Raw genomic sequence first — 12,180 nt, forward strand, 5'->3', positions numbered from 1 at the left:
ATGTGTCAGCCGCGGCGGCGGCCAAATAGTCGCTGCGGCTGGCCGTTGACGGACGTTGCTGCAACTTTGCGCGGGCCGACGTGGCGCGTGTCGTTTGCAGTATTTTCGGCAAAATAGGCTTCGTGCCTTGCCGCGGGCGCCGCGTCTTCGGCTTCCGCCTCGAGCCAGGCATCGAGCTGCGCGCGACAGGCGGTGCGGTCCATGGCGCCAATCAAGGCGGCGGCATGGCTGGTTTCGCCAAAGGGCTCGCGAAGATGTGGATAGAGGGCCTGAAGCACGAAGCCGGCATCGGCCACATCGACGTCGAGTGCGACCAGGCTCGTTGCCAGCAGTTGTCCGGAAATATCGAGCAGGATACGCTCGACCTGCGCATCCCTGGTGCCGAGCGCCTGACCGAGGACACGCGAGAACAGGATGATTTCGCCGCTCCTCGCAAAACGCACGAGCAGAGCGGCATGTACGTCTGTCATCGTGGCGGACGACGGCGTCTGTGGAATATTTTGCGGACGGGCGCCAGCGAGCGCCTTGATCTCGCGGCGAAGCGCCTCTTCGCGCGCTGTACGCAATGAAGCGGCTTCCTCTTCCTGGCTCGCTTGCTCTGCTGCTGCCGCTTTCACGGCGCTGCTGCGCGCTGCCAGTCCCGGCGGGTTGTGATGTTCGACGAGCGCATCGACGACGAGCGGAGAGAGGTTCGGGCGGCGGCCAATGGCGGCGGCATGTTCCGGCCCGCGCTCACGGATGATCGTTATCAGCGTCCGGTCCGCGATCGCCTTCGAACGGGTCAGGAAAATTGCCGCGATGGCGATCGGCATACCGCCGATCAGCGCTGCGACTGTCTCTGGAATCTGCTGGCATTGCGAAAGGGCGGCTGCAGCCTGCCGGCGGGCTTCGTTGCTGGAACCAAGGAAGAGCGGCTCGAACAGCTCGGCAAATTGCTTCATGTCGGACTTGCGGGGAAAACGCAGGCTTTCGAAACCGGTGACGGTCGCCATCAGGACGACGTCCTTCAAGCGGCCAGTCTGTGGCCTTTCCAACTCACGAAAGCGATCCGTCACGATAATTCCCTGCACGCAAAACATGATCGCCATTGCCGGCGATCCGGAACGGCACACGTCGCAAAAATTAGAAGAAAAGCGTTAGCGTACTGTTAACTATGGATGTTGGAGCTTTATTCAGGCTTGCGGCACACCGAGGGCGGGCGGAGCGCCTACGGATCGCCGCGCCGGCACCGCAAATCTCGGGGACATCCGCGGCCGTAGCCATAAAAAATCCACATGCTGTCATGAGTTATCGCGGCGACGGTGAAGGGCCCGGACGCCCGCCGACGTTTGGGGCCGTGTGAAGAGGGGCCTCTCCATGGGAGATATGGAACTGTGAAGAAATTTATTCTGCGCGCAGCGGCGGTCTGCGCGCTCCTTGTGGCTCCGGCGATTGCGCAGGCTGCCGAGGGTTTTGCTACCGCCAACGTCAACATGCGCTCCGGTCCGAGCACGCGCTACCCGGCGGTGTCGATGATCCCGGTGGGCGAATCAGTCGAAATCCATGGCTGCCTTGCGGATCTGCCGTGGTGCGACGTGTCGTTCTACGGCGGCCGTGGCTGGGTTGCCGGCCGTTATGTCCAGGCCGACTATCGACGCAACCGCGTCTATGTCGAACCACGTTATTATCGCCCGCTCGGCATTCCGACGGTTGTCTTCCAGTTCGACAACTATTGGGACCGCAACTACCGCGGCCGCGATTTCTATCGTGAACGCGATCGCTGGCGCCGCGGACCGGATTGGGTCGATGACCGGCGTGATCGCCGCGATTGGGAGCGGCAGCGCGAGCGCGAGCGCCGTGACTGGGAGCGTGAGCGGCGCAGTAATCAGCGCGACTGGGAGCGCCGGCAGCGCGACGAGGACAAGTGGCGCGACGACGAATGGCGCCGTCAGCGGACAGAACGCGAGGATCGGCGTGATTGGGAACGCCGCGACGACGGCGTGCGCGTGCGGCAGGACGACGGCACCGTCTATGAGCGCGCCCGTCCGGCTCCGATGGTTCGCTGCCAGATCGACGATCCCTACTGCGAGAACTGATCCGCACACGGCGCGTCGGCGCGCCTTGTCTGATGGGAAAAAACGGGCGGCCCTGGTCGCCCGTTTTGCGTTTCACGAACCTGCTTGCAACGGTTTTTGGCGGAACCAAACGCCAGCCGGCGCGTTGAGCCCGCGCAGACAAGGGAGCGTTGTAATGGTCGAAAAGAAACTGCAAGCGGTGGAAAAAGTTGCCGTGAGTGAAGCCGAATCGGACGCCCGCGCCGAGGTTGACGCACAGATCGCCGAGCTGCGCGCGGAAATCGCCCGCCTGACGGAAGCGGTCACGGCGATCGGAACGAGCACGAAAGCGGTTGTGCAGGGCGAGGCGGATCTTCTGGCTGAGCGCGTGCGCGAGCGTGTGCGCGAAGAGCCTCTGTCGACCCTGGTTGCCGTTGCGGGCGTGTCCTTCCTGTTCGGTTTGATGTCCCGGCGCTAGCGGGTGAGGCGGGTCTTCGCACGGATTGCCGTTGTTACCTTGGATACATCGCCGGCACCATTCGACAGACATACTGAACGCAGGTTGGGGTTGCAGATCGTTTATTAGTAATCTGTTAACCAACCTGTGGCTCAATCGAAGTGGACCCGGTATCATCGGGTCGCGTCGTGAACCAGAACAGCAACATCCGGGCGACCGGAAGAAGGAGCAAACGAGAAAGGCGCGCCTGTCCAGGAAAGATCTGGGAAAATGCGCTGGCCCGAGAAGGGCAGGGTGAAATCTGTACGGTAGTTCATCCGTCTCAAGATTTGTGGAGACGAGCATGGCAGACGTTATCAGAATTCAGGACCGCAAGGTTCGTATACCGCCGCACCGGCCTCCGGCCATTTCGGGTGGAGCGAAAGTGCTGCTGTTCACCGGCATCCGCTACGAGCGCCTCGATCGCGACCCGCAGCCGACAGCGCCGGACGGACGCCGCATCAAGAAGCAGTGAGCCGCGGCACTCCTGCGTATTAGGCGACACAAACGGTCGCGTTCAAGACACTGTCCTTGCCCGGTTCTGCGGGCTCATCCCCCATGCACTGCTGCGCCCGACGCGGCATCGAATCATCGCCGCGCATCTCGGCGTGGATTTTCTTAGCTTGCCCCTGTTGCTCGACGACCACAGCGGATGCTCTAGCGACGGAACGGTTCGCAGGTCGATTCCGCAAGGAAGTTCCGGACCTGCTCTTCGAAGCTGTCGACCGGCGCCATCGCTCTCAGCACGGCAAAGCCATCCTGTTCCTTCATCTCGACCATGATCGATTGTGCAAGCGCCTGTGGCGGAGATTTTCGCAACTCGACCAACTGGATTGGCGTTGCGACGACAAGGTCCAGCTTGCCGTTGACCGCCGTGTGGTCGTTCATGCTGAAGACCTCGTTCGAATTGCCGTCGAAGACGGCGAGCGACCAGAAAGGCACGTTGCCGCTGGCGAGGAAACGCGCCGGCCCATCCGAGATCGAGAAGCTGCAGACCGCGGTTCTCAGATAAGGATCGTCATTGGCAAGGCCGGTCGGCCCTGGTGTGCTGGTCAGCGCAAAGAAACTGTCCATCTCCAAAAGCCCGAGGATGCGGGTATAGGCATCGCGGCCGGTGAACTGCGGCAGCGCCAGCACGATGATGATGTGCAGCAGGGCGGCGCCGACCAGGCCGAGAACTGTGGCAAAGAGCACGCTACGCATCGCCGCAACCCGTCTTGGTGATAACCGGCATGGCGAGATCGATCAGGCCGGACGAGCCGGCCGTCGGCGTATCGAGCAGCGTCAGCACCAGCCGGAACGTGCCCGAGTGGCGCACGGCAAGCCAGTTGTCGGGCCTCGCATTCGGCGACACATGGATGACAAAGTTGCTGTTTTCGCCGCGCAGAACGCTCCAGGAATTGAGCGCCGAGGGGAGGTCGGAACCGGGCCTCAGTGGCAGGCCTTCGGCATTTGCGGCGTAAAGCGTCCAGAAGCGGGCCTGCGGCGTCAGCCCCGCAACATCATAGGAGCAGGCCGCCTGAAGCTTCTCGCCCTTGCTATCGACCTGGGCACTGAACATCAGCCCTTCGGCGCCGCCATAGAGCAATTCGCCGGCGCGCGCCCGATGTGCCTTGGCATAGGGGTCGGCATTGGCCGTCTGCGCCTCGGGAAAGGCGACCCAGGGGCCGATCGCGATCGAGCCGAAGCCGACGGTCGCTTTCAACGCCCATACCGCCGAGGCGATGCCGCCGCCGAAGGCGATGGCAAGGGTAAGCGCGACGAGGAAGGGGATTCGAAACAAGGGCGACTCTACCGGATATGGTCCTGCAGCGTAGCACCGCCGCGTTGACACCCTATGTCGCCGAAATCCGCGCCCGGCGCAACGGCGACCGCATCGCCGGTCCCGAACCCGACACCGCAACCGCGAAGCGGAAGAAGAGTGGACATGCCCGAAACGTCAGTTGCTGGCGGCATCGGGCTTCGCCTGTGCGGACCGTGGTTCTTCATCCGCGCCGAGAGAGGCAAGCTTGCCGCCGGCCTTCTCGGGCGCCTTCAGTGCGGGGGCCTTTTCGAAGGTCTCGCCGATGCTGCGCAGCAGCCGGGTGACATCGGTCGAAAGCGAGCGCGGCCGCACCAGCGGCGGCAACGCGTTTTCATCCGGCTTCGCGGTTGCCACCTGCGGCGGCTGCTTTGCCGGCGCCGTCGGCGCGGTGATCCCCGGGATCGTCCGGTGTTCGATGCCCTGTTCGGCGTAGTCCATCAGCCGCTTGAAGGTCATCGCCGGCAACGAGCCGCCGGTCATGTTGTTGGTCGAGGTGTAGTCGTCGTTGCCGAACCAGACCGCGGTCGTATAGTCGCCGGTGAAGCCCACGAACCAGGCGTCGCGATAGGCCTGTGTTGTGCCGGTTTTGCCGCCGACGACGATGCCGTTGTCGAGCGCGGCCTTGCGCGCCGTACCGATGACCGGGATCTGCGTCAGCATGGAGTTCATCGACGTATTGGCGGTTTCGGAGAGGATGCGCCGGGCCGGCGGCTCGTCACGTCCGAAATCGTAGAGAATGTCGCCGTCATAGTTGAGGACCTGGCTGATCCCGTGCCGGCGTGACTGCATGCCACCGGCTGGGAAGACCGCGTAAGCCGTCGCCTGGTCGAGCACGGTTACTTCCGAGGTGCCGAGCGGCATGGTCTTGTCCGTGCGGATCGGCGTCTCGATGCCCATGTCCTTGGCCGTCTGGGCGATCAGGTCAGTGCCGAGCTTGTCCTTGGCGAGGCGCACGGGAATGGTGTTGATCGACTTGGCGATGGCCGTCAGGATGGTGATGCGGCCGGCATAGCTGCGGCCATAATTCTGTGGCGACCATCCGCGCCAGGTGATCGGCGCGTCGACGACAACCGTTTCCGGCGTCATGCCCTTTTCCATCGCTGCCGCGTAGGTATAGACCTTGAAGGAAGAGCCCGGCTGACGCAGGGCCCGTGTCGCACGGTTGAACTGGCTCTCGCCATAATCGCGGCCGCCGACCATGGCCCGCACGGCGCCGCCGTTTTCGACCATCACCAGCGCACCCTGTTTCACGCGGAAGCTCTCGCCATATTGGCGCAGGCTCGATTCCACCGAGTCTTCAGCGGCATTCTGCAGGCCCATGTCGATCGTGGTGCGCACGATCAGCGAATGCTGTGCGAAGGGGCGGGCGATGCGCTGGACTTCGTCGAAAGCCCAGTCGAGGAAGAAGTCGGGCGCCTTCACCTGGGCGCGGTCGATGACCGTCGCCGGGTTGAGGCGTGCGGCGATCACCTGGCCTTCGGTCATCAGGCCGCCCTGGACGAGGTTGGTCAGAACCTCGTTGGCGCGTCCGCGTGCGGCCGGCAGGTTGACGTGCGGGGCGTAGCGGGCTGGCGCCTTGAAGAGGCCGGCAAGCATCGCCGACTCGGCAAGGCTCACGTCGGTGATCGACTTGCCGAAATAGAACTGCGCCGCGGCTGCCGCACCGAAGGTGCCGCCGCCCATATAGGCGCGGTCGAGATAGAGCCGGAGGATTTCCTTCTTCGACAGGTTGCATTCGAGCCAGACGGCGAGGAAAGCTTCCTTGATCTTGCGTTCGATCGTCCGCTCGTTCGACAGAAAGAGGTTCTTGGCGAGCTGCTGCGTCAGTGTCGAACCGCCCTGGACGACTCCACCGGCGCGCGCATTTTCGGTCATGGCGCGGGCAAGGCCGAGGAAGTCGATGCCCCAGTGGTCAAAGAAGCGCCGGTCTTCGGTCGCCAGCACCGCCTTGATCAGATGATCGGGCAGCTCGTCGATCGGTACGGAATCTTCGTGGATGATGCCACGATGGCCGATCTCGTTGCCGTAACGATCGAGGAAGGTGACGGCGAAATCGCTCTGGGCACGCCAGTTGCCCTTGGTTTCCTCGAAGGCAGGAAGGGCGAGCGCCAGCATCAGCACCGAACCGACAGTGCCCCAGTTCATGCCTTCGCCGAGCACCTCGAAGACGGCTTTTTTCCAGCCCGTGACGCGGAAGCGGCGGAAGAAGATGGTGGTGTCTTCCCACCATTGCCCCAGCTTGAAACCGGCATTCCAGACTGAGGAATCGATCCAGGAGTCGATCCTGAGAAAGATGTGCCGTTTCTTCGGCCGATTATCGTCTTTCCTCGGTTCCCGCACGGTCTCAACCACCTGAAGGCTCTACGGCATCATGCCGGCGCCATGTAATATTTGCACGGCGTCAAATTCCAATCTACTTGCATATCGCGCCGCCGGCCTTAAAAAACCGGCAATTTTCTGCGAAATTTCTGTATCGCGAGCGATTTGACGAAAGTGTGATGACGATGGGCGAAATGCCTTTCTGGAAGGCGAAAAGCCTTGAAGACATGACCGATACCGAGTGGGAAAGCCTCTGTGACGGCTGCGGCCTCTGTTGTCTCAACAAGCTCGAGGATTGGGACACCGGCGAGATCGCCTGGACCTCGATCCGCTGCACGCTTCTCGATGGCGAGAGCTGTCGCTGCAAGGACTATCCCAACCGCCAGGCGACGGTGCCCGACTGCATCCAGTTGACGCCGAAGGCCGTGCGCGAGATCACCTGGCTGCCGCCGACCTGCGGCTACCGGCTGGTGGCTGAAGGGCGCGATCTCTACTGGTGGCATCCGTTGATTTCGGCCGATCCGGAAACGGTTCACGCCGCGGGCATTTCCGTCCGTGGCCGCACCGTTGCGGAAGACGGCATCGACGTCGACGACTATGAGGATTATCTCGTCACCTGGCCGCTGGAAGTGGGGCAGGAAAACGTGGAGTGACAAGGGGTTAGTCGAGGGGGCGGAATCGCTTTGGCAGTGCGGCGCCCGCGAGGTCGTTCGGCCGCAACGCGGCTCTAATGACTGCCGCCGTTCTTCTTGACGAGGCTCTTCGGCGCAACGTTGCGCCACGCCGTCTCCATCGACTGCCGCACGAGATCCTCGTCGGCCTGGACGAAATAGAGCGAGGTCCAGCCACGGTCGCCCCAGCCGCCAGGCACCGCGGCGCAGACGCCGGGTTCCATCTCCAGAAGCATGCGCTGCTGATCCGGTGTGAACTTGAAAACTGCGCGCCCGGCTTCCGGCAGGCTCATGAAAATACGCTTCCCAACGCGGAAATCTCGCGTTCCGAAATGCGCATTCTCCTCCGTTCCAGGCAGGCTCAGCGCGAGTCTTTCGATCTCTTCCGTCAGCATGAAGAAAGATTAACATGCTTTTGCCGAATGGCAAAAAGGCTGAAAATCACTACAAAAATTGCAAGGGGTGTCCTTGAAGCGCGGGCTCGAGAAGGGCGCTGGCGGAGCCTGATCGGGCTGCCTTTATGGCCTTTGCGGTCAGTGGTCGATCACCCGCGGCATAGGGCCGGAAACGCCGCGACCGGCGGTGGTAGGCTCACCGCCGGTTCGCTACGGAATGTCGAAAAACGCCTTAAACAGGCGCTGTCCGACGACAATCTATGGATATGGAGGTGAAGGGCCGGTGACGCCTAGGCGCGCCACTCAGGCGGGCCTCATTCGGCCGGTGCGACCGGCTTCGGCGTTGCCTCGCTCGCGGCGCGCATCTCACGCCATTCGCTCTCGAAACGGTCGAGCAACGATTGCGGTACTTTGGACTGCTGAGATGCGGGCTGGTTGTTTGCGAGCGTCTGCATGCGATCCTCCCGGGTTCTGTGACGGTTTCATGATGTAAGGTGTGGCGGACAATTTCACATCGCAAAGGCTTTGTAAATCAGTGGCTTAAATCATTTAAACGATTGAAAAATCTTTAAATCGATTAATTTTTCGTTTATACACAGCACGCATCGCGCCCGGACGTCAACAGGTTTAAGTTGCAGGTATTTTTGAAGTAATTTGCGCGCATAGATTGCGGCAAAGGGCCGGCCGTTTCGCGGCTCTCTATTAAGAGAGAAACGGTGCTGCGGCGTGATCGGTGCCGTCATGACGGATTGCGTCGACTGGTTCGAAGGACACGATGGCTGAGCCTTGTTCGGTAGCGGCGCCGACGGACCTGAATCAGTTTCTGAGATGTTTGATTCACGCTGCGAGCGACAGCCGCCAAAGGATTCAAAAGAATCGAGAAAATGCGTGCGCAGCCATGCCGCGCTTGATCGGGAACGGGCTCTTTCGCGTTAGCGCATGCCGGCGAAGAGATGCTAGCGAAACATGCTTAACGAAAGCTGACCGTTGGCTGGCGTCGTCGGGCGGCCTTGGGTTCCGGGCCGTGTTCCTCGCGTGATTGCGTCGCTAAAACTGTCGCAGGAAGCGGCTATGGCTTGGCAAGGGAATGAGCAATGCGGGTTTCCACCAGGGAAGAATCGCCGCAATCTAAGGTCGGATTTCGGGGAAGGTGATGCGTTTCCCGGTAGTGCCTGCCGGTCCGAATGGCCGACATTCATTTGCCATTCAGCCTCGTTCGGTTATTGCTTCTGCCATGATGCTTCCCAAGTCGAAAGTGCGTTCATGTCTTCACCAGTGATCATAGCCGCGCTTGCTGCAGGCCTCGCCGGCTTCAGCCCGCCTGCGATCAGCGTGCCGTCGGATATTGTCGTTCGTGTGTCCGGCGATTGCAGCGCGGCTGCAGCGCAGGTCGTTGCCGACACTGGTGGCGAGTTGCTGTCGGCACAGCCGACGTCCGATGGCCAGTGCGTGATCACCGTGCTTGTTCCTGGCAATGGCGGTAGGCCGAAGAAGGTCACCGTCAAGGTGCCGATGTAGGCTATCCCTGCAGCGCCGCGTGCCGTATCAGGCGTACGAAGGTCGCTGTAGCACTTTGAATGGCTGCGTGTTCTTATCCTTAAATCAGCCAGATTTGGCGACGCATGCAGCAGGATGGCCGCGAGAGGAAGTAAAGACGGATGCGCATTCTGATTGTCGAGGACGACGCCAACCTGAACCGGCAGCTCGCCGAGGTGCTGAAGGAGGCCGGCTACGTCGTTGACCAGGCCTATGATGGCGAGGAGGGGCACTATCTCGGCGACGCCGAGCCCTATGATGCCGTGATCCTCGACATCGGCCTGCCGGAAATGGACGGCATCACCGTGCTTGAGAAATGGCGCGGCGATGGCAAGACCATGCCGGTTCTGATCCTGACGGCGCGTGATCGCTGGAGCGACAAGGTGGCCGGCATCGATGCCGGCGCCGACGACTATGTTGCCAAGCCCTTCCACGTCGAAGAAGTTCTTGCCCGCATTCGCGCCCTGATCCGGCGCGCCGCCGGCCATGCGAGCTCGGAGATCGTCTGCGGCCCAGTGCGCCTCGACACCAAGGGTTCCAAGGCAACGGTCGATGGCGTCGCATTGAAGCTGACGTCGCACGAGTTCCGGCTGCTCTCCTATCTCATGCACCACATGGGCCAGGTCGTTTCGCGCACAGAATTGGTCGAGCATATGTACGATCAGGATTTCGATCGCGATTCCAATACGATCGAAGTGTTCATCGGCCGGCTGCGCAAGAAGATCGGCAACGATCTGATCGAAACGGTGCGCGGTCTCGGATACCGAATGCAAGCGCCGGGCAATGGCAATTAGATCGCTCACCGCACGCGTTCTGGTGGTTTCCACCGTCTGGGCGGTGGTGGCTCTCGTCGTGATCGGCGTGGTGATTTCCGAGCTTTATCGCCAGGGCTCCGAGCGCGGTTTCAAAGACCTGCTGCGCGCCCAGCTCTTCAACGTCGTCAACTCGATCTCCGTCAACGAGAGGACGGTGCTGTCGGGCAGTCCGCAGCTTGGCGACCTCCGGTTTTCGCAACCGCAGACCGGCTGGTACTGGATCGTCGATCCGATCGGTGAGTTCGATACGCCGCCCCTGATCTCGACTTCGCTCGGCAACGGCAAGCTACCGATCGCCAGCGTCGACGAGGTGCCGTTCGATACCGGCTATGTCCGCTTCTACACCACCAAGGATCCCTTCGGGAACGAAGTCGAGGTCTCCGAGACCGAGGTCGTTCTCGACATCCAGGGCCATACGGCGCGCTTTCGCGTGGCGGGCAACCGCGACGTGCTCGAGGCCGATATCAACCGCTTCACCCGCAACCTGACGATCGCGCTCTCCATCTTCGGTCTGGGCGGGCTCGGGGTCAACGCGCTCACCATTCTCTTCGGCCTGAGGCCGCTCGATGAGGTCCGGCGCTCGATGGAAAAGATCCGTGCCGGCGAAAGCGAACGGTTGGACGGCGCTTTCCCGCGTGAGATCCAGCCGCTCGCCAACGAGGTCAATGCCCTGATAGACAGCAACCGCCGCATCGTCGAGCGCGCCCGCATGCAGGTCGGCAATCTTGCCCATTCGCTGAAGACACCGATCGCGGTGCTGCTCAACGAGGCCCGGGTGCTCGAGGCATCGCATGGCGAGCTGGTGCGCACTCAGGTCGATGCAATGCAGACCCAGGTTCAATCCTATCTGAGCCGCGCCCGGATTGCGGCGCAGCGCGAGTCCGTGCTGGCGCGGACCGAAGCGCAGCCGGCGCTCGAACGCCTCGTGCGTGTCATGCGCAAGCTCAATCCGGAAAAGCAGGTCCATCTGTCGATCAACCCTCCGGGACTGGTTCTTGCCATGGAGCTGCAGGACGTCGAGGAGACCGTTGGCAACCTGCTCGAAAATGCCGCCCGCCACGCCCGTGGCGAGGTGTGGCTGAATGTCAGGCCTGCACCGAGCGAGGTTCATGCCAAGGAGCCCGGCCGGCAGTGGATCGTTCTCGACATCGACGACGACGGGCCGGGGCTCAATCCCGACCAGATCGCCGTGGCGATGAAGCGCGGCAAGCGGCTCGACGAAAGCAAGCCCGGGACCGGGCTCGGTCTTTCGATCGTCAGCGAGATCGTCCGGGAGTATCAGGGCACCATCACCCTGTCGCGACGGGACGAGGGAGGGTTGCGTGCGGAACTGGTTTTGCCGGCGGCCGTTTAGAGGGTGATGAGGAAATGCGTGGTTCCGGCGTCGCTCGCTTGCGAATCCATCGTGATTTAGGGGTCACACCCGTGCTTGAAAATGTCACACCCGCAGGGCTCGCCGTTGCCTCGGCACGCGGGGAATGCCAAAAGAAAATCAAGGACTAGTCGTCATCGTGCTCGAATGGAACGAGCTTAAGAATGCGGCTTCGGATAGGATGATTGAGTGTCGCGGATCATGAGGAACCAGGCAGAAATGACACGGGCTATTGTCGTCGGCGGCAGGATCGTTGTGATCGCCTCGGCCGTCGCGCTTGCCGGATGCGGCACGACGGGCAGCAAGGGCGCGGCCGCCGGCCTCGGCTCGACGGCAACGCGTGGTGCTACCTCGACCAATTACATCGCGGCACTCCAGGGTGGGGTGATCGCGCGTCTCACCGATCTCGACATCGGGACATCCGACCGTCAGCGCGCTCTGGAAGCGGAGTACCGCGCACTTGAAGCGGCCCCCGGTGGGCAGCCGGTGACCTGGGACGGGCGCGGCGTCAACGGTTCGGTCGTTGCGGCCGCTCCCTATCAGGTCGGGTCGCAGAACTGCCGCCAGTATAGCCACACGGTTACCGTCAAGGGACAGCCGAAGACGGCGCGGGGTGCTGCCTGCCGCAACCCGGACGGCAGCTGGACACCGCTGACCTAAGGCGTAGCCGGCCGGGCTCTCCCGGATGTGCTCAGGCGGATCGGGCCGCCGTTGCGGCGAAACGCCTCAAATCTCCGTC

At 62.2% G+C, this 12,180-nt stretch carries 14 protein-coding genes; 8 read left to right on the forward strand and 6 right to left on the reverse strand.

Annotation, left to right across the window (positions count from 1 at the left end):
* Nucleotides 1-5: 5 nt before the first annotated feature.
* Nucleotides 6-1,079, reverse strand: coding sequence for a DUF2336 domain-containing protein (locus ASE71_RS16185; RefSeq protein ID WP_060516535.1), 1,074 nt, complete (start codon nt 1,077-1,079; stop codon nt 6-8).
* A gap of 294 nt (nt 1,080-1,373) precedes the next feature.
* Here ASE71_RS16185 and ASE71_RS16190 point away from each other — a divergent pair, with 294 nt between their 5' ends.
* The 3 genes from ASE71_RS16190 to ASE71_RS36440 all read left to right on the forward strand — a co-directional run bounded on the left by ASE71_RS16190 (nt 1,374) and on the right by ASE71_RS36440 (nt 3,004).
* The gene (locus ASE71_RS16190; protein WP_082566256.1) at nt 1,374-2,075 is read left to right on the forward strand and encodes an SH3 domain-containing protein; all 702 of its coding nucleotides are present in this window, start codon (nt 1,374-1,376) and stop codon (nt 2,073-2,075) included.
* A 154-nt stretch (nt 2,076-2,229) separates the two neighbouring features.
* On the forward strand, nt 2,230-2,511 hold the full coding sequence (locus ASE71_RS16195) for a hypothetical protein (protein WP_060516210.1): 282 nt from the start codon (nt 2,230-2,232) through the stop codon (nt 2,509-2,511).
* A 322-nt stretch (nt 2,512-2,833) separates the two neighbouring features.
* Nucleotides 2,834-3,004: a hypothetical protein gene (locus ASE71_RS36440; RefSeq protein WP_164475067.1), complete on the forward strand. Its 171-nt coding sequence runs from the start codon at nt 2,834-2,836 to the stop codon at nt 3,002-3,004.
* Nucleotides 3,005-3,186: 182 nt separating this feature from the next.
* Here the strand turns inward: ASE71_RS36440 and ASE71_RS16200 are convergent, their stop codons facing one another.
* From ASE71_RS16200 to ASE71_RS16210, 3 genes are all read right to left on the reverse strand, one after another.
* Nucleotides 3,187-3,732, reverse strand: a complete 546-nt coding sequence (locus tag ASE71_RS16200; RefSeq protein WP_060516209.1) for a hypothetical protein — start codon at nt 3,730-3,732, stop codon at nt 3,187-3,189.
* Nucleotides 3,725-4,312, reverse strand: coding sequence for a DUF1214 domain-containing protein (locus ASE71_RS16205; protein WP_060516208.1), 588 nt, complete (start codon nt 4,310-4,312; stop codon nt 3,725-3,727). Before ASE71_RS16205 ends, ASE71_RS16200 begins: the two co-directional genes overlap by 8 nt.
* A gap of 156 nt (nt 4,313-4,468) precedes the next feature.
* Complete coding sequence (locus ASE71_RS16210) at nt 4,469-6,685, reverse strand: transglycosylase domain-containing protein (protein WP_060516207.1); 2,217 nt, start codon at nt 6,683-6,685, stop codon at nt 4,469-4,471.
* Nucleotides 6,686-6,837: 152 nt separating this feature from the next.
* On the opposite strand from ASE71_RS16210, the gene ASE71_RS16215 reads away from it, so the two are divergent.
* On the forward strand, nt 6,838-7,305 hold the full coding sequence (locus ASE71_RS16215; RefSeq protein ID WP_034789489.1) for a YcgN family cysteine cluster protein: 468 nt from the start codon (nt 6,838-6,840) through the stop codon (nt 7,303-7,305).
* 74 nt (nt 7,306-7,379) lie between these two features.
* Here the strand turns inward: ASE71_RS16215 and ASE71_RS16220 are convergent, their stop codons facing one another.
* Nucleotides 7,380-7,718, reverse strand: coding sequence for an MmcQ/YjbR family DNA-binding protein (locus tag ASE71_RS16220; RefSeq protein WP_034789357.1), 339 nt, complete (start codon nt 7,716-7,718; stop codon nt 7,380-7,382).
* A 314-nt stretch (nt 7,719-8,032) separates the two neighbouring features.
* Entirely contained in the window at nt 8,033-8,173 is a 141-nt protein-coding gene (locus ASE71_RS36445) for a hypothetical protein (protein WP_164475066.1), read from the reverse strand.
* An 808-nt stretch (nt 8,174-8,981) separates the two neighbouring features.
* Here ASE71_RS36445 and ASE71_RS16225 point away from each other — a divergent pair.
* The 4 genes from ASE71_RS16225 (at nt 8,982) to ASE71_RS16240 (ending at nt 12,101) form a co-directional block, all read left to right on the forward strand.
* A complete protein-coding gene (locus tag ASE71_RS16225) occupies nt 8,982-9,236 on the forward strand; it encodes a hypothetical protein (protein WP_034789359.1) in 255 nt (84 codons plus the stop codon).
* A gap of 140 nt (nt 9,237-9,376) precedes the next feature.
* Nucleotides 9,377-10,048, forward strand: coding sequence for a two-component system response regulator FeuP (gene feuP, locus ASE71_RS16230; RefSeq protein WP_034789361.1), 672 nt, complete (start codon nt 9,377-9,379; stop codon nt 10,046-10,048).
* Nucleotides 10,038-11,423: a sensor histidine kinase gene (locus tag ASE71_RS16235; RefSeq protein WP_034789363.1), complete on the forward strand. Its 1,386-nt coding sequence runs from the start codon at nt 10,038-10,040 to the stop codon at nt 11,421-11,423. Before feuP ends, ASE71_RS16235 begins: the two co-directional genes overlap by 11 nt.
* A 237-nt stretch (nt 11,424-11,660) precedes the next feature.
* Nucleotides 11,661-12,101 (forward strand): membrane protein, encoded by a 441-nt coding sequence (locus tag ASE71_RS16240; protein ID WP_034789364.1) that lies wholly within the window; start codon nt 11,661-11,663, stop codon nt 12,099-12,101.
* Nucleotides 12,102-12,180: the final 79 nt, after the last annotated feature.

The sequence above is a fragment of the Ensifer sp. Root954 genome, assembly GCF_001429005.1.
GTDB classification, from domain to species: domain Bacteria; phylum Pseudomonadota; class Alphaproteobacteria; order Rhizobiales; family Rhizobiaceae; genus Ensifer; species Ensifer adhaerens.

What these genes read in the sequence shown, in the direction of transcription:
- ASE71_RS16185 (WP_060516535.1), bottom strand. Translation starts at nt 1,079, where the DNA reads ATGTTTTGCGTGCAGGGAATTATCGTGACGGATCGCTTTCGTGAGTTG.
- ASE71_RS16195 (WP_060516210.1), top strand. Translation starts at nt 2,230, where the DNA reads ATGGTCGAAAAGAAACTGCAAGCGGTGGAAAAAGTTGCCGTGAGTGAA.
- ASE71_RS36440 (WP_164475067.1), top strand. Translation starts at nt 2,834, where the DNA reads ATGGCAGACGTTATCAGAATTCAGGACCGCAAGGTTCGTATACCGCCG.
- ASE71_RS16200 (WP_060516209.1), bottom strand. Translation starts at nt 3,732, where the DNA reads ATGCGTAGCGTGCTCTTTGCCACAGTTCTCGGCCTGGTCGGCGCCGCC.
- ASE71_RS16215 (WP_034789489.1), top strand. Translation starts at nt 6,838, where the DNA reads ATGGGCGAAATGCCTTTCTGGAAGGCGAAAAGCCTTGAAGACATGACC.
- ASE71_RS16220 (WP_034789357.1), bottom strand. Translation starts at nt 7,718, where the DNA reads ATGCTGACGGAAGAGATCGAAAGACTCGCGCTGAGCCTGCCTGGAACG.
- ASE71_RS36445 (WP_164475066.1), bottom strand. Translation starts at nt 8,173, where the DNA reads ATGCAGACGCTCGCAAACAACCAGCCCGCATCTCAGCAGTCCAAAGTA.
- ASE71_RS16225 (WP_034789359.1), top strand. Translation starts at nt 8,982, where the DNA reads ATGTCTTCACCAGTGATCATAGCCGCGCTTGCTGCAGGCCTCGCCGGC.
- feuP (WP_034789361.1), top strand. Translation starts at nt 9,377, where the DNA reads ATGCGCATTCTGATTGTCGAGGACGACGCCAACCTGAACCGGCAGCTC.
- ASE71_RS16235 (WP_034789363.1), top strand. Translation starts at nt 10,038, where the DNA reads ATGGCAATTAGATCGCTCACCGCACGCGTTCTGGTGGTTTCCACCGTC.
- ASE71_RS16240 (WP_034789364.1), top strand. Translation starts at nt 11,661, where the DNA reads ATGACACGGGCTATTGTCGTCGGCGGCAGGATCGTTGTGATCGCCTCG.